Consider the following 16,233-nt stretch of genomic DNA (forward strand, 5'->3'; position numbering starts at 1 on the left):
CGCCGCAGGATCTCCTCGATCCGTTCGGAGATGTCGTTTCGGTCGCTTTTTACCGGCCCCGGCGGCGCGCAGCCGTCGGAAGCCGGTCAGCTTTTTGGGATGAGCACCGCCACATCGGAGTGCAGGCTCGACATTCCGGAATCGAAGGTCGCGACTTTACCGCTTCGAGCCCTCGCGAGTCCCGCGAGATATGCGTCGGCTACCTGTCGGTGCCCAACGACGCCTTTGAGAGAGACCGCGGTGTATGGAAGATCGTCCGGCCAGAATTCATGACCGGTGAACGAGGTGAACCCCTCGAGCACCTCGATTGCGGTGATGGCGGATCTCCCCTCTCGCAAGAGCGACCTGACCAACCCTCCCTGAGTGATCGGGCAGGTGGCGAACCCGCCTTCGCGTTCGGCGAACCACCGCTCAGCGACATCGTGATGGTTGTGCTCGTCTATCGCCAAAGCGGCGAGCACATTGACGTCGAGGAGCCAGGCCACTATTCGTCGTCCTCCAGGCTTCGGACGTCTTCAGAGGTGACGACATGTCCCACACTCACGACCGGCAAGCCGGTCAACGGGCTTCTTCTGACCTCGCCCTCGGCCAAATGGTCGGATTGGAGCCCGCGCCGGAAATATTTCGCCACGACATCGCTGAGCGTCGTCGCGGTGTCCCGCGCGATGGCGAGTGCCTGCTGATGCAGGTCGTTCGGAAGATCGACGGTAGTACGCATGGAACCATCATGTCATCGTCGCATCATGATGATTTCTCGTTTTTCGTGTTTCGTTCGTCGCGGCGCAGCCGCTGGGGGAGGAGGAACTCCGTGGTCTCCTCCGCGACGCTCCGCTCGACCACCTCGACCGGGCCGAGCCTCGCGATCGCCTCCACCACCTCGTCCACCAGCGCGGGCGGCGCCGAGGCCCCGGCCGTCACCGCCACCGTCCCGGCCCGCTCGATCCACTCCCGCTCGATCTCCTCCGCCCCGTCGATGAGGTGCGCCTCGGTGCCCGCGTTCCGCGCCAGCTCCACGAGCCGGTTCGAGTTCGACGAGTTCACCGAGCCGATCACGAGCACCAGCTCCGCCTCCTCCACCACGGCCGCCAGCGCGGCCTGCCGGTTCGTGGTGGCATAGCAGACGTCGTCCGTCTTCGGCGCCTTGATCGCCGGGAAGCGCCGCAGCAGCGCCGCCGCGATCCGCTCGACCTCGGCCACCGCGAGCGTCGTCTGCGCCAGGTAGGTGAGCCTGCCGGGGTCGGGGACGTCCAGACGCTCGACGTCCCCGACCTCTTCCACCAGCACCGTCCGCTCCGGGGCCACGCCCATGGTGCCGACGACCTCCTCGTGGCCCGCGTGCCCGATGAGGACGACGGTGTCGCCCGCGTCGGCCGCCCGCCGCGCCTCGGCGTGCACCTTGGACACCAGCGGGCACGTCGCGTCCACCGCGTCCAGTCCCCGCCGCGCCGCGTCGGCCTGCACGGCCGGGGCCACGCCGTGCGCCGAGAACACCACGAGCGCGTCCTTCGGCACCTCGTCGAGCTCGGAGACGAACACCGCGCCCCGCGACTCCAGGTCGCCCACCACCTGGGCGTTGTGGACGATCTGATTGCGCACGTACACCGGCGGCCCGTGCCGCTCCAGCAGCCGCTCCACGATGTCGATCGCCCGCTCCACGCCCGCGCAGAACGAGCGCGGCGACGGCAGCAGGATCCGCCGCGGCCCGCTCATCCCGTCCTCCCCACGGTCCCCGCGGCCAGCTCGCCCAGCTCCGCGACCGCCTCCGGGCGCAGGCTCGCCGTCGCGAGCGCGGCCGAGGCCGAGTCCGCGAGCGCCGCCGCCGCGGACTCGCCGGCCCTCTTGCCGCCGCACGCCTCCACCAGCTCGGCGGCGCGCCGCAGCTCGGCCTCGTTCAGCGGGCCGGTGCGCCCGTACAGCACCGCCAGCTCCGCCGACTCGGGACGGCCCGAGTCGAGCGCGGCCGTCACCGGCAGCGACTTCTTGCGGTTGCGCAGGTCCGAGTACACCGACTTCCCGGTGGCCGCCGGGTCGCCCCAGATGCCCAGCAGGTCGTCGACGTGCTGGAACGCCAGCCCGAGCCGGAGCCCGAAGTCGCGCAGCGCCGCCACCTGCGCGGCGGTCCCGCCCGCGTACAGCGCGCCGAGCGCGGTGGCGCAGCCCATGAGCGAGGCGGTCTTCGCCTCGGACATGGCAGTGCACTCGGCCAGGCCGACCCGCTCGCGGCCCTCGAAGCCGGTGTCGGCCAGCTGCCCTTCGATGAGGGTGCGGACGGTCGAGGCCAGCCGCCCGACCGCCTCGGCGGCCCGCGAGCCGCCCGTGCCCGCGAGGACCTCGAACGCCAGGGCGTGCATCGCGTCGCCGAGCAGGATCGCGTCGGTCGTCCCGAAGGCCTTCCAGACGGTCGGGCGGTGCCTGCGCAGCGTGTCGCGGTCGATGATGTCGTCGTGGACGAGTGAGAAGTTGTGGACCAGCTCCACGGCCACCGCCGCCGGGACGGCGGGCCGCCACCGGCCCGCGACGGCTTTGGCGGCCAGGAGGGTCAGCAGCGGCCGCAGGGCCTTGCCGGAGCCGCCCCCGGCCGGTCGGCCGTCGGCGTCGGTCCATCCGAAGTGGTAGGCGGCGGCGCGGGCCGCCGCGGCGGGGAGCCGTTCGACGGCGGACCGCAGCCCGGTGTCGATGGCCTCGCGTTCGGCGGCGTAGCGGTCGGTCAGCACGGTCATGTGGCCTCCCAGGTCAGCTGTTCGAGGATCGGGTTGCGGTCCCGGGCGCCCGCCGCTCACCGGCGGGCGCCCGGGTTCGGTCTCAGCGGCCGATCTCGACGTTCTCGAGGATGCCGAGCGCGTCGGGCACCAGGACCGCCGCCGAGAAGTAGGCGCTGACCAGGTAGGACATGACGGCCTTCTCGTCGATGCCCATGAACCGGACCGACAGGCCCGGTTCGTACTCGTCCGGCAGGCCGGTCTGGTGCAGGCCGACCACGCCCTGCTCGTCCTCGCCGGTCCGCATGCACAGGATCGAGGTGGTGCGCGCGGGGCTCACCGGGATCTTGTTGCACGGCAGGATCGGCACGCCCCGCCACGCCGGGATGTGGTGGCCGCCGAACTCGACGGTCGACGGGTAGAGGCCCCGCTTGCTGCACTCGCGCCCGATGGCGGCGATCGCCTTCGGGTGCGCGAGCAGGTACTCGGGCTTGCGGCGCCGGCTGAGCAGCTCGTCGAGGTCGTCCGGCGTCGGCGGCCCCGTGCGGGTCGGGATGCGCTGCTCCAGCGCGGCGTTGTGCAGCAGCCCGAAGCCGCGGTTGTTGACCATCTGGTCCTCCTGCTGCTCGCGGAGGGCCTCGACGGTGAGCCGGAGCTGCTGCTCCATCTGGTTCATCGGCTTGTTGTAGAGGTCGGCGACGCGGGTGTGGACGCGCAGCACCGTCTGTGCCACCGACAGCTCGTACTCGCGCGGCGCGAGCTCGTAGTCCACGAAGGTCCGCGGCAGGTCGGGTTCGCCGTCGTGCCCGGCGGCGATGTCGATCGCGGCCTCGCCGTACTTGTTGGACTTGGCCGACAGCCCCGCGCGGTAGCGATCGAGGTGCTCGGCCAGGGCCGGGATCCGCTCGGTGATCTCGGCGATCGCCTCGGACGGCAGCGTGAGCACCGTGGTCGGCGTGGAGGCCACGACGTCGTGCTCCCACACGGGCCCGTCCTCGGTCAGGGCGTGCGAGCCGAAGTGGTCGCCGTCCATGAGCACGTCCACCGCGGCCCGGTCGCCGTAGGGCCCCGAGACGAGCTGGTCGACGCGGCCGTGCGCGATCAGGTGGAGCCCGTCGACCGCCTCGCCGCTCCTGGCGAGGTGCTCGCCGGCCTCGACCTCGCGCTGCTCGAAGCGGTCGGCGATCGCTTCGAGCGCGGCCTCGTCGTCGAAGCCGCGCAGCTGCGCGATCTCGCCGAGCTCGGACGGGATGACCCGGACCGCGGCGCCCTCGCTGGTGAACTGGACGCGCCCGTCGCCCACGGTGTAGGTGAGCCGCCGGTTGACGCGGTAGGTGCCGCCGGAGGTCTGGACCCACGGCAGGATCCGCAGCAGCCACCTGGAGGTGATCTCCTGCATCTGCGGTGCCGATTTGGTGGTGGAGGCGAGGTTGCGGGCCGCGGCCGTGGACAGGCTCGTCTGCTCTTGGCCGTTGCCGGTGTGCGCCGGAGGCGTCGTGTTGGTGAGTACCGAGTCGGACATGATGTGAATCCTCACGTTGGAGCGTGTACTGCTCTTCGCTTGCGTCAGATGTTCATTCGGTTGTTATCGGTGTGTGAACTCTCGATCTGCTCATCGGTCCGTGTAGTGCGCGTCGATCTCGTCGTAGCGGTCGAGCGCGGTCTCGTAGGCGTCCGGTTCGATGGCCTCGCCCCGGCTGAACGGGTATTCGAGCTGGTAGGTGGCCGCCAGCATGAGCGCGACCATGCCCGAGATCAGTCCGACGAGGACGAACTGGAAGCGCCGCGTCGGCGTGCCGAGCGTCAGCGAGACCCCGAACACCAGCAGCGCCCCCGCCAGCAGCACTGTCCACATCGGCCCTGAGAGGCCGCGCTGGGCTTGGAGGAGCCGCTCCGTGCGGTGGTCGGTGAGGTCCCGGATCTGCTCGCGGGCGTCGTCGAGCCGCGTCTGGAGCACGTCGTCCGGCTCGGGGACCGCCGACAGCGGGGCACGCATCCGGTCGATGAGCAGCAGCCCCGCCGAGTCGACCCGGTGCTGCTCGCGCATGGACTCCCATTCGGCGCCGATCACCAGCTCGGTGTAGTCGCGCACCGCCTGTCGCGTCTCGTCGCGCTCGGCGTCCGGCAGCGTCTCGGCCGTCCAGTACACCTCGACCAGCGCTCCGGCCTCCTGGTACGTGACGCTCCCGGCCTCGTTGCGGGCCTCCCAGGCGGTGATGAGCACGAACGCGAGCACCACCGCGTACAGGACCGTGAGCAGCTCGAACAGCGTCGTGCCGATCTCGTTGTTGCGTTCGCGCCGCGTCGGCGGCGCGAACCGCTGGAGCAGCGCGACGAGCACGCTGACCGCCGCCACCACCGCGAGGGTGAACGCCAGGCTTTCCCACCAGATTGCCATTGACAGCCTTAAAGTCCGTAAATCAGAATCTAAGTCATGAAGCACGCATATAAGTCGGTCGTTCGCCGGGGGCTCATCGTCCTCGCGGCCGCCGGAGCGACCGCGGCGTCCGCGCTGGCCCTGTCGAGCGAAGCACCGGCCCACGGCGCGCTCATCGACGTCGAGATCCACCTGTGCCTCGACCTCCCGCTGCTCCCGCCGCTGCTGCCGTGCCCGGCCTCCGAGCCGCCGAGCCCGACCGAGCCGCCCGATTCCCCGCATCCTCCGAGCCCCTCTCATTCCCCGTCTCCTTCGCCGTCCCCGACGACGCCGCCTTCGCCTCCCGCGCCGGAGCCGACGACCGCGGCCCCCGAATCGCCGAGCCCGTCCGAGCCGGCCCCCGCGCCCCCTCCGCCCGAGCCGACGCCCGAAGCGCCGTCGCCCTCGTCCGCGCCGCCGAGCCCGGTGCCGCCGCTGCCCGAGCACCTCGCGATCGAGGACCCCGAGCCCGTCGCCGAGACCGACTCGGACGACACCGTCGAGACCAAGCGCCGCATGATGGCCGTGATGCTCGCCTTCACCGTGGCCTCTGGCGCGGGAGCGGCGGTCGGGCGCCGGAGCTGACCGTCCCCGGGCCGAGATCGGGGAGGGGCCTGAGCTCCTCCTCGCGGTACCGGCCGGTCTCGACGTGCCAGTTGAGGATCGCCGCCACCCAGTTGCGGAGCTCCTCGACGTAGGCGTCCAGGGCCTCGCGGGCCCCGGCCTCCAGTTCGAACTCATCGGCCACCGCCGGCAGCTCCGTCCCCGCGATCAGCTCGAACTGCTCGAGCCTGACCCGGATCAGATCGCACAGCACCGCGACGGCCTCGTCCTTGGGGCATTCGAGGAACTCCTCGATCACCGCCACGCCGTTGATGAGCTCCCCCTCGACCTCGATCTCCTTCTGGTAGGAGAAGACGTCGTTGATGAAGCAGGCCGCGTCGACGGCGCCGTCCTCCATCTCCCGCACCGGCCGGGAGGCGAACACCTCGTCCGGCACCAGCCGCCCCGTGGTGAGCCGCGCCAGGCTCATCGTCATGTCCGAGCCGAACGTCGCCCGGCGCATCTCGACGTAGTCCACCGGGTCCGGGACGCGGTTCTGCGCCGCGGTGTGCAGCTCCCACAGCCAGCCCTCGATCATCGTCTCCACGGCCCGCCTGAACTCCGCCCGCCCGGTCTCGTCCAGCGCGGGCGCCGTCCGGGACCACAGGTCCGCCAGGCCCGTCTCCAGCGGGCCGACCGCCTCGGGCACCGGGCCGAGGTCGAGCGGCATGCACCGCTGGAGCCTGCGATTCTGCGCCACGGCCGCCGCGAGGTTTCTGGAACGCCCGAACACCGACGGGTAGTAGTCGTCGCCGTAGGTGCCCCACGCGAGCCAGTCGGACGACAGCTCGATCTCCTCGAGCGTGCCGTCCGGGTCGATGCCCGAGGCGCACAGCGGGAAGTCGAACGACGCCAGCTGCTCCGGCGTCCACAGACCCGAGCCCGGCCGCAGCGGATCGCGCACGGTCATGCCCACCCGCTCTGTCCACTCGCAGCAGTGCCGCCGGCCCGCGTCGGTGTGCGGGCCGAGCTTGAGCTCGAACGGCACGCGGATCTCCGGCAGCCGCGTCGGCCCCACCTTCCTGAACGGCGCGCGGGCGTGCTGCCTGGGCCCCGAGGCCGCGACGCGCGCGGCCGAGGTCCCCAGGCCGTTCGGCCCGCCCAGCACCCGCTCGGCCGCGTCGTTCATGTACCGGCTCGAGCGCATGTGCCACTCGTGCCCGCCGGCCTGCCAGTCCTGGAGCCCCTTGGCGTACAAGGCGACCGCGAGCTGCTCGGGCGGCGTGACGCCCCGCTCGGCGCACAGCGGCGGCATCTCGGTGAGCGCCGTGTTCTCGAACTGGTGGAGCCGCGAGGTCAGGATGTCGTTCACCAGCTCGGCGGCACGCTGCGTCGAGCAGCCGAGGAAGCGCTCGAAGACGAGCACCGCGTTGGCGTTCTCGCCCTCCTCGGCGACCTCCCGCCGATACGAGAACAGGTCGTTGCGCAGGTGGACGCCGTCGGCGAAGGTGTCGCGCAGCACCCGCAGCGGCCGTTCGGCGGCGATCGCGTCCGGCACCTCCGCGCCGACGGCGTACTCGACCAGGCCCGCCGACCACGGCGCCCCGCCGACCTTGCGGCGCATCGCGATGTACTCGATCGGGTTGGCGACCCGGTCGGTGGCGATGTTCGCCAGCTCCCACAGCGACTCCATGAGCAGGCCCTCGGTGCTGACGCTGAAGCGCCGCCGCCACCCCGGCGACATGGCCGGCGCGGTGCGCGACCACAGGTCCACCAGCCCCCGCTCGACCGGGTTGGTCGGCTCGGGGACCTCCCCCAAGTCCAGCGGCATGAACAGCATGATCCGGTCGAGGTAGGCCTTCGCCCCGGCGGTGTCCCGCGTGCGCTTGAACGCATCGAGGAAGTGGTCGTCGAAGAAGAACACCCACACGTACCAGTCGGTGATCAGCTCGAGCGCCTCGGCGCCGCAGTCGGGGTGCGTGTACGCGCACAGCAGCCCGTAGTCGTGGCGCTCGAGCTCCGCCTCGTCCCAGATGACGCCGCCGTCGGCGGCCGGGGCGTCGAGCATCCCCATCTCCTTCGCCCAGATGCGGGCGTGGGTGCGGGCGCCCTCCAGGTGCGGATTGAGCCGGGCGGGGTACGGCAGGTAGAACACGGGCAGCGCGAACGGGTCGTCGGAAGACATAGTACTCCAAATGGGTGAAACCTTCGGATTACGTCGGATATCACTCTAGGAGCCGATTCCCTTGATCACCACCCCCGCGGCGATGCCGTGCGGAAAACGTCTAGACGCCCTGTGTGCGAATCGCACCCGGGCGTCCGAGCGCACCCGCCGCGCCGAGCCCGGCCGTCCGGTCGCGCCCGGGCCGGAGTGAGGACTACTTAGCACGCGCGAAACAAATGCCGCGCCACTGTGTAACAGCCCCGAGTGACGCTAGAGGTCCGTCGAGGCCGGACAACGCCGTCACCACGACAGCGCGGACCGCAGGGCCGCGCCGCCAGCAGCACCCGCCGACACCGGGAGGTCCAGCGCGTGAAGGTCGCCATCGTCGGCTACGGCATGGCCGGGGCCCGCATAGCCCGTGAACTCGGGCGCCGCGGCCTCGAGGTCACCGTGTTCGGCGCCGAGTCCAGCGCCGCCTACAACAGGATCCTGCTGTCCAGCATGATCGCCGGAAAGCAGTCCGAGGCCGAGATCGCCCTGCCCGGGCCCCCCGAGCACGTCGAGCTGCGCCTCGGCGAGACCGTCAAGGACGTCGACCTCGACGCCAAGACGATCGACGGCGCCGCCTTCGACAAGCTCGTCCTCGCCACCGGCGCCGAAGCCTTCGTGCCGCCCGTCCCCGGACTCCTGCCGCTCCCCGCCGGAGCGTACGTCCTGCGCACCGTCGAGGACGCCCGCCGGATCCTCACCGAGACCGAGAACCGGGCCAACGCCGTCGTCCTCGGCGGCGGCCTCCTCGGCCTCGAGGCCGCCCGCGGCCTCGCCGGGCGCGGCCTCGACGTCACCGTCGTCCACGCCGCCGGCCACCTGATGGAACGCCAGCTCGACCCGCTCGGCTCCCAGGTCCTGGCCGCCACCTACGCCGAACTCGGCGTCAACTCGATCACCGACGCCCAGACCACGCGCGTCATCCACGGCGACGACGGCCTGACCCTCGTCCTCGCCGACGGGCGCACCGTCACCGGCCAGCTCATGGTCGTCTCCTGCGGCATCCGCCCCGAGACCGGCCTCGCCCGGTCCATGGGCCTCGAAGTGGGCCGCGGCGTCGTCATCGACGACCAGTGCCGCACCTCCCACCCCGACGTGTTCGCCGTCGGCGACTGCGCCGAGCACCGCGGCATCCCCTACGGACTCGTCGGCCCCGCCTGGGAGCAGGCCGATGTCGTGGCCGACCTCCTCTCCGGCGTCGATCCCGACGCCGCCTACACCGGCTCACGGCTGGTCACGCGCCTCAAGGCCACCGGGATCGACCTCGCCGCGATGGGCGAGACCGAAGGCGACGAAGTGGTCTCCTTCGCCGACCCCGTCCGCGGCACCTACGCCCGCCTCGTCATCGACGGGAACGGCCGCCTGGCCGGCGCGGTCATGCTCGGCGACAACCCGATGGTCGGCCAGGTGGTGCAGCTGTTCGACACCGGCGACCCGGTCCCGCACGACCGCCGCACCCTCCTGATGGGACGGCCCGGCGAGTCGGTGTCGGTGGCGCCCTCGACACCCGAGTCCATGCCCGACGAGGCCGTGGTGTGCCGGTGCAACAACGTCACGAAGCGGGAACTGGCCGACGCGTTCCGCTCCGGAGCGCGCACCCCGGAGGCGCTGTCGGACGCCACACAGGCCTCCACCGGCTGCGGCACCTGCGTCGACGACGTCGCGAGCGTGTGCAAGTGGCTGAACGGAACCGTCGCCGGCCTCGGCGAGGCCGCAGCGATCCTGAATGAGGTAGCAGCATGAGCAGCAAGCGATTGGCAGTGGTCGGCGACGGCATGGTCGGACGCCGCTTCCTGGAGGCGATCGTCGAGCGCGACCCGTCCTGGGAGGTCACGGTCCTCGCCGAGGAACCGCGCCCCGCCTACGATCGGGTCCGCCTCTCGGCGTTCTTCGATGGCGTCAGTGCCGAGGAGCTCTCCCTCGCCACCGAACTGCCCGGCGTGGACGTCCGGCTCGGCGAAGCGGCGACGGCCATCGACCGCGCCGCCCGCGCCGTCCGCACCGAGCGCGGTGAGTACCCCTACGACAAGCTCGTGCTCGCCACCGGCTCGGCCGCCTTCGTCCCGCCCGTCGAAGGCGCCGACCTCGAAGGCGTGTTCGTCTACCGCACCATCGAGGACCTCGAGGCGATCAAGGCCCGCGCGCAGGGGCGCCGCCACGGCGTCGTCGTCGGCGGCGGCCTGCTCGGCCTCGAAGCCGCCAACGCGCTGCGCCTGCTCGGCCTCGAGACCCAGATCGTCGAGTTCGCGCCGTGGCTCATGGCCCGCCAGCTCGACGAGGCCGGCGGCGGCGTCCTCAGGCGGCACATCGAACGGCTCGGCATCGACGTCGCCTGCTCCACCGGCGGCACGAAGATCTCCGCGGCCTCCGGCCGCCTGCGCATGGAGACCAACGTCGAAGGCCTCGCCTTCGACACCGACCTCATCGTCTTCGCCGCCGGGGTGCGCCCCCGCGACCAGCTCGCCCGCGAGTGCGGCATCGACGTCGGCGAGCGGGGCGGCGTCATCACCGACACCGCCTGCCAGACCTCGGACCCCGACGTCTACGCCATCGGCGAGGTCGCCGCGATGGAAGGCGTCTGCTACGGCCTGGTCGCCCCCGGCTACACCATGGCCGAGGTCGTCGCCGACCGGCTCGCCGGCGGCGAGGCCACCTTCCCCGGCGCCGACCTGTCCACCAAGCTCAAGCTCCTCGGCGTCGACGTCGCCCAGTTCGGCGCCATGGACGGCCCGCTCGCCACCACCTACCTCGACCCGGCCGAAGGCGTCTACGCCAAGCTCATCCTCTCCGACGACGCCCGGACCCTCCTGGGCGGCATGCTCGTCGGCAACGCCGAGCCGTACCCGCTGCTGCGCGCCAGCGTCGGCGGGCCCGTGCCCGCGCAGCTGGCCGACCTGCTCTCCTCCGGCGAAGTCCAGGCCGGGCTCCCCGACGGCGCCCAGGTGTGCTCGTGCAACGCCGTCACCAAGGGCGACATCATGGGCGCCATCCACGAAGGCTGCACCGACGTCGGCGCCCTCAAGGACTGCACCCGCGCGGGCACCGGCTGCGGCTCGTGCGTGCCCATGCTCAAGCAGCTCCTCGCCGAGGGCGGCGTCGAAGTCTCCACATCGGTGTGCGAGCACTTCACGCAGTCCCGGGCCGAACTGTTCGACATCGTCAAGGTCACCGGCATCACCACCTTCTCCGAGCTCATCGCCCGCTACGGCGTCGGCGCCGGCTGCGACCTGTGCAAGCCCGCCGTCGCCTCGATCCTGGCGAGCCTGGGCGGCGGCCACATCCTCGACGGCGAGCAGGCCGCGCTCCAGGACACCAACGACCACTTCCTCGCCAACCTCCAGCGCAACGGCACCTACTCCGTCGTCCCGCGCATACCCGGCGGCGAGATCACGCCCGAGAAGCTCATCGTCATCGGCGAGGTCGCCCGCGACTTCGGGCTCTACACCAAGATCACCGGCGGCCAGCGCATCGACATGTTCGGCGCCCGCGTCGAGGACCTGCCGAAGATCTGGCGGCGCCTGGTCGACGCCGGATTCGAGTCCGGCCACGCCTACGGCAAGGCCCTGCGCACCGTCAAGTCCTGCGTCGGCACCGACTGGTGCCGCTACGGCGTCCAGGACTCGGTCAAGATGGCCATCGACCTCGAACTGCGCTACCGGGGCCTGCGCAGCCCCCACAAGCTGAAGTCGGCGGTCTCGGGGTGCGCCCGCGAATGCGCCGAGGCCCGAAGCAAGGACTTCGGCGTCATCGGCACCGAGAACGGCTGGAACCTCTACGTCGGCGGCAACGGCGGCTTCACGCCCCGCCACGCCGACCTCCTCCTCGCCGACGTCGACGCCGAGACGCTCGTGCGCACCATCGACCGCTTCCTGATGTTCTACATCTCCACGGCCGACCGGCTCCAGCGCACCTCCAAATGGGTCGAGTCCCTCGAAGGCGGCATCGACTACCTCCGCGAAGTCATCGTCGATGACAGGCTCGGCATCTGCGACGAGCTCGACGCCCTCATGGCCTCGCACGTCGAGCACTACGCCGACGAGTGGAAGGGCGTCCTGGACGACCCCGAGAAGCTCCAGCGCTTCGTCTCCTTCGTCAACGCCCCCGAGACCCCCGACCCGTCGATCGAATTCGAGACCGTCCGCGGGCAGCGCTTCCCCGCGGGCACCACCGAACGCTCGCACACCGGACCGGTGCTGCTCGGCACGCCTGAAAGGAAGTAGTCATGGAAGCAATCTGCGCATTCGACCGCCTGGTCCCCGGACGCGGAGCCGCCGCGCTCCTGGCGGACGGCACCCAGATCGCCGTGTTCCGGCTCCCCGACGACAGCCTCTTCGCGCTGTCCAACCGGGACCCGTTCACCGGCGCGCACGTCATGAGCCGCGGCATCGTCGGCGACAGGGGCGGCGAGCCGACCGTGGCCTCGCCGCTGCTCAAGCAGGTGTTCTCGCTCAAGACCGGCCGGTGCCTCGACGACGAGGACACCGCCCTGGAGGTCTTCGCCGTCGAAGTCGTCGACGGCGAGGTCCGCGTCGGCGCGGACGTCAGAGCGGCCGTGTTATGGCCCGAGCCGCCGCCGCGCCGCCACAGTCGGACACGGGAGTGAAGAACGTGCTCGCACCGCTCACCGGATACACCGTCGCAGTGACCGCCCAGCGCCGCGCCGACGAGCTCGCCGCGCTGCTGGAACGCCGCGGCGCGCGCACCGTCGTCGCGCCGACCCTGCGGATCGTGCCGCTGCCCGACGACGAGGCGCTGCGCGCCGCCACCGTGGAGCTCATCCGGGAGGCGCCCGACGTGATCGTGGCGACCACCGGGATCGGCTTCCGCGGCTGGCTGGAGGCCGCCGAAGGCTGGGGCATGGGCGACGACCTGCTGCGCGTCATGGCCGGCGCGCGGATCCTGTGCCGGGGGCCCAAGGCCCTCGGCGCGGTGCGCGCCGCCGGGCTCACCGAGGAGTGGACGGCGCCCTCCGAGACCGGCACCGAAGTCGTCGAGTACCTCAAAGGGCGCGGCGTCGGCGGGCAGCGGGTGGCGATCCAGCTCCACGGCGATCCGGCCGAGGACTTCATCCACACCGTCCGCGACGGCGGCGGCGCGGCCGTGCCCGTCCCGGTCTACCGGTGGACGCTCCCGACCGACATCACGCCCGTGCAACGCCTCGTCGACGCGATCTGCGCCCGCAGGATCGACGCGGTGACCTTCACTTCCGCGCCCGCCGCCAACGCGCTCCTGCGCATCGCCGGAGACCAGGCGGCGGACATGCTGGAGGCCCTGCGCGCACCGGCCGAGGACAACGGCGTCCTCCCGGTCGCGGTGGGGCCGGTGACCGCCGCGCCCCTGGTGCGGCTCGGCGTCGACGTCGTCCAGCCGCAGCGCGCCCGGCTCGGCGCCCTGGTCCGCACCGTGGCCTCGGCGCTGCCGAAGCGCTCGCGCAGGCTCATGCTCGCCACGGGCCACCGGATCGAGCTGCGCGGCCACATGGTCCTGCTCGACGACGAGCCCTACCAGCTCCCGCCCGCGCCGATGGCCGTCATACGGGCCCTGGCGAGCGCCGACGGGAAGGTCCTCTCGCGCGCCGAGCTGCTGGGCCACCTGCCCAGGGGCGCCGACGGGCACGCCGTGGAGATGGCGGTGACGCGCCTGCGGGACGCGGTGAACCTCCGCTCCTGCGTGGAGACGGTCATCAAGCGCGGCTACCGGCTCAACCTGGAGACCTGAGCGCTGCTCCTCGCACCACCGCTCGGAGGACCTCGCGCCGGCGAGGATCACGACGATCACGGCGCCGCCGAGCCGGTACGCCGCGACCGAGGACGCCCTATCCGTCGAACCAGGCCGCCGCGGACGGCAGGATCATGAGGACGACGATCACGAGGTAGACCGCGATCAGGACGAGCGCCGACATGTCGCCGGTGACCGCGGCGATCGCCGCCGCGGCGGCGCGGACCAGGCTCAGCGTGATGGCGTACGAGCGCGCCCAGTTCCAGCGCATCTGGATCGCGAAGCCGAGCACCGCGTTGACGAGGTCGGCGACGATCAGGCAGATCAGCAGGAAGCCGGTGATCGGATCGCGGTCGGCGCGGTCGGTGTAGTCGGCCCAGTCGCCGCCGGAGTCCACCAGCCCCAAGGCCGCCGTGATCCACAGGATCGCGATCACGGCCAGGATCGGGCCCGGGATGCCTCGCAGCAGCGTGCGCTGGTTCTTCTGGAGCGCCATGGGATCTCGCCTCCGTCGCCGGTGCCGCCGCCCAGCGTAGTGAACGCCGCGGACCGCCGCCGACGCGACCGGGCCTCACGGCCGCGCCGTTCGGCGCTTCCGCTTTGCCCGCCCGCTGCGCGTTACATTCGGGCGAAACTGGGAAAACTCGGGATGACTGCGATAAAACGGAACGGTCACCGAGTGCGTCCAAGCAGGACCGGAGCTCTCGCGGCGGTCGCCGCGATCCGTCCGGGATCCGCACGGCGGTGCCGGCCCGACCACGGAAACGGAGAGCGCCATGGCCTACGCACCGCCGCCTCAGTATCCCCAGCAACCCGCGCCGCCGCCGGAACCGAGGCGGCGGCCGATGACCGTCACCGTCGCGGTGTGGATCATGTACCTCACCGCGCTCGTCCTCGTCGCCACCGCGATCGCGCAGTTCTCGGTCCAGAGCGCGGTCAAGGACACCGTCGAAGACCAGGTGGCCTCCGACCCGTCGTTCGCCGATGCGGGCATCACCGCCGACGACGTCTCGACCCTCGTGTCGGTCGTCTTCGTCGGGATCGCCGTCGTCTACCTCATCTTCGCGGTCTTCTACGTCGTGCTCGGCGTCCTCGACAACGCCGGCAAGCGGCCCGCGCGGATCCTCACCTGGATCCTGGCGGGCATCGCGCTGCTGTGCTGCGGCTTCGGCGGGATCGTCAACCAGATCGGCGCCAGCACGTACACCGTCAACGGCGAGGAGTACAACGACGAGGTCACGCAGGCGCTCGAGGACGCCACGCCGGGGTGGGTGAACGCACTGGAGTGGATCTCGGTGCTGCTGTTCATCCTCGGCTCGCTGGCCGTCATCATCCTGCTGGCCCTGCCGGCCTCGAACGAGTTCTTCCGCAAGGAGCCGACCGCGCAGCAGCCCTACCCCGGCCAGCCCCCGTACGGGCAGCAGCCGCCCTACGGCCAGGGGTCGCCGCCGAACGCCCCCGGGCCGCCGCCCCACCCCGGCCGGTAGCACGACGGCCCCGCCCGAAGGGCGGGGCCGTTCGCCTATTGCGGCTGCTTCCAGTCCGGCGGCGGCACGGCGAAGCCGCGCTCCCGGTCGTGCCAGGCGCCCAGCACCGCGCCCTCCTTCTCGCGGGAGAGCCCCGCGTGCAACTCCGGCGCTTCGGCGTTGGCCCGCCACCAGCGCTCGACGGTGGCGCCCAGCGGGGAGAGCTCGAGCCCCGCGTCGGCCGCCGGGCCCGGATCGTGGGCGGTCATCCCGTCGTAGTCGGGCTCGGGCAGCCACAGGCCCAGCGAGTCGGGCCCCGCCCACGGGACGACGCCGTGCTCGAGGAGGAAGTCCTGCGGCACCCACGTGAACGCGGGCCGCTCGGCCGTGACGCCGAGCCCGGTGAGGGCGTCGGCGATCCCCTCGAGGAACGCGGCCATGCCGACCGGCGCGCCGATGGCGTCGTAGGTGCCGCTCAAACGCCGCTCCGCCGCGTCCAGGATCCACGACGCGAGGTCGGCGACGTCGACCCACTGGACGAGCCGCTCGGGCCGGCCGGGGGCGAGCACCTCGCCGCCCTCGGCGATCCGCAGCGGCCAGTGGCCGACGCGGTCGACGTTGTCGCCGGCGCCGATGATGAGCCCCGGTCTGGGAATGAACGCCTTGTCGCCCAAGCGTTCCCGGACGAGGTTCTCGCAGGCGACCTTGTTGCGGCCGTACAGCTCGATGTCGGGGTCCTCGTCGTCCGGACCGGTGGGCTCGAGCACCTCGGAGTCGGGGCGCGAGTGGTCGGCGTACACCGAGATCGACGACACGAACGTCCAGTGGCCCACCGAGTCGGCCAGGACGTCGAGTACCCGCCCGACCTGGGCCGGGATGCGGGCGACGTCGACGACGGCGTCGAAGGACCGGCCGCGGAGCGGCTCGACGCCCTTGTCGTCACTGCGATCGATGCGAATGAACTCCACGTCTTCGGGAGGCTCGCCGCTCTCGCCGCGCGCGGCGACCGCCACCTCCCAGCCGCGGGCGACGGCCTGCCCGGCGATCGCCTTGGACAGGTAGACGGTGCCGCCGAGGACGAGCATCCGCTGCTGCTGATCGGTCATCCCCTGATGATCGTCGCGACCCCGATGGAAGGCAAGGGCGTTCACCGACAGCGGAAGGACCGGGGCCAACGGG

The 16,233-nt window shown here is 71.7% G+C and carries 15 protein-coding genes; 6 read left to right on the plus strand and 9 right to left on the minus strand.

Features of this window, described 5'->3' with window-relative positions:
- Nucleotides 1–86: 86 nt before the first annotated feature.
- The 6 genes from YWW_RS0103935 to YWW_RS0103960 form a co-directional block, all read right to left on the minus strand.
- On the minus strand, nt 87–485 hold the full coding sequence (locus YWW_RS0103935; protein WP_026929074.1) for a TA system VapC family ribonuclease toxin: 399 nt from the start codon (nt 483–485) through the stop codon (nt 87–89).
- Nucleotides 485–718 carry a hypothetical protein gene (locus YWW_RS0103940; RefSeq protein WP_026929075.1) on the minus strand — a complete coding sequence of 78 codons (234 nt, stop codon included), beginning with the start codon at nt 716–718 and terminating at the stop codon, nt 485–487. Before YWW_RS0103940 ends, YWW_RS0103935 begins: the two co-directional genes overlap by 1 nt.
- A gap of 23 nt (nt 719–741) precedes the next feature.
- Complete coding sequence (gene ispH, locus YWW_RS35705) at nt 742–1,710, minus strand: 4-hydroxy-3-methylbut-2-enyl diphosphate reductase (protein ID WP_051325349.1); 969 nt, start codon at nt 1,708–1,710, stop codon at nt 742–744.
- Nucleotides 1,707–2,720: a polyprenyl synthetase family protein gene (locus tag YWW_RS35710; protein WP_035704019.1), complete on the minus strand. Its 1,014-nt coding sequence runs from the start codon at nt 2,718–2,720 to the stop codon at nt 1,707–1,709. Before YWW_RS35710 ends, ispH begins: the two co-directional genes overlap by 4 nt.
- 82 nt (nt 2,721–2,802) lie before the next feature.
- Complete coding sequence (locus YWW_RS0103955; RefSeq protein WP_026929077.1) at nt 2,803–4,221, minus strand: family 2B encapsulin nanocompartment shell protein; 1,419 nt, start codon at nt 4,219–4,221, stop codon at nt 2,803–2,805.
- A gap of 90 nt (nt 4,222–4,311) precedes the next feature.
- Nucleotides 4,312–5,097: a bestrophin-like domain gene (locus YWW_RS0103960; RefSeq protein WP_026929078.1), complete on the minus strand. Its 786-nt coding sequence runs from the start codon at nt 5,095–5,097 to the stop codon at nt 4,312–4,314.
- Nucleotides 5,098–5,133: 36 nt separating this feature from the next.
- Here YWW_RS0103960 and YWW_RS36395 point away from each other — a divergent pair, with 36 nt between their 5' ends.
- Nucleotides 5,134–5,700 carry a hypothetical protein gene (locus tag YWW_RS36395; protein ID WP_026929079.1) on the plus strand — a complete coding sequence of 189 codons (567 nt, stop codon included), beginning with the start codon at nt 5,134–5,136 and terminating at the stop codon, nt 5,698–5,700.
- Here the strand turns inward: YWW_RS36395 and YWW_RS28215 are convergent.
- Nucleotides 5,654–7,843, minus strand: coding sequence for a terpene synthase family protein (locus tag YWW_RS28215; protein ID WP_051325350.1), 2,190 nt, complete (start codon nt 7,841–7,843; stop codon nt 5,654–5,656). The genes YWW_RS36395 and YWW_RS28215 overlap by 47 nt on opposite strands.
- A 348-nt stretch (nt 7,844–8,191) precedes the next feature.
- On the opposite strand from YWW_RS28215, the gene YWW_RS28220 reads away from it, so the two are divergent.
- From YWW_RS28220 to YWW_RS0103990, 4 genes are read left to right on the plus strand one after another with little or no spacing between them, the layout of a single operon-like run.
- Entirely contained in the window at nt 8,192–9,613 is a 1,422-nt protein-coding gene (locus YWW_RS28220; protein WP_081687174.1) for an FAD-dependent oxidoreductase, read from the plus strand.
- Nucleotides 9,610–12,090 (plus strand): nitrite reductase large subunit NirB, encoded by a 2,481-nt coding sequence (gene nirB, locus YWW_RS0103980; RefSeq protein WP_026929080.1) that lies wholly within the window; start codon nt 9,610–9,612, stop codon nt 12,088–12,090. Before YWW_RS28220 ends, nirB begins: the two co-directional genes overlap by 4 nt.
- A 2-nt stretch (nt 12,091–12,092) precedes the next feature.
- A complete protein-coding gene (gene nirD, locus YWW_RS28225; protein WP_051325351.1) occupies nt 12,093–12,473 on the plus strand; it encodes a nitrite reductase small subunit NirD in 381 nt (126 codons plus the stop codon).
- 5 nt (nt 12,474–12,478) lie between these two features.
- The gene (locus YWW_RS0103990) at nt 12,479–13,588 is read left to right on the plus strand and encodes a uroporphyrinogen-III synthase (RefSeq protein ID WP_035697285.1); all 1,110 of its coding nucleotides are present in this window, start codon (nt 12,479–12,481) and stop codon (nt 13,586–13,588) included.
- A 97-nt stretch (nt 13,589–13,685) separates the two neighbouring features.
- Here the strand turns inward: YWW_RS0103990 and YWW_RS0103995 are convergent, their stop codons facing one another.
- Entirely contained in the window at nt 13,686–14,084 is a 399-nt protein-coding gene (locus YWW_RS0103995) for a hypothetical protein (protein ID WP_026929082.1), read from the minus strand.
- A 349-nt stretch (nt 14,085–14,433) separates the two neighbouring features.
- Between YWW_RS0103995 and YWW_RS28230 the strand changes: the two genes are divergently transcribed.
- Nucleotides 14,434–15,075, plus strand: coding sequence for a hypothetical protein (locus YWW_RS28230; protein WP_051325352.1), 642 nt, complete (start codon nt 14,434–14,436; stop codon nt 15,073–15,075).
- A 35-nt stretch (nt 15,076–15,110) separates the two neighbouring features.
- On the opposite strand, the gene YWW_RS0104005 is transcribed toward YWW_RS28230, so the two are convergent.
- The gene (locus YWW_RS0104005) at nt 15,111–16,160 is read right to left on the minus strand and encodes an NAD-dependent epimerase/dehydratase family protein (RefSeq protein WP_051325353.1); all 1,050 of its coding nucleotides are present in this window, start codon (nt 16,158–16,160) and stop codon (nt 15,111–15,113) included.
- Nucleotides 16,161–16,233 lie beyond the last annotated feature (73 nt).

Origin of the sequence: Glycomyces tenuis DSM 44171, assembly GCF_000427885.1 — a bacterium.
GTDB classification, from domain to species: Bacteria; Actinomycetota; Actinomycetes; order Mycobacteriales; family Micromonosporaceae; genus Glycomyces; species Glycomyces tenuis.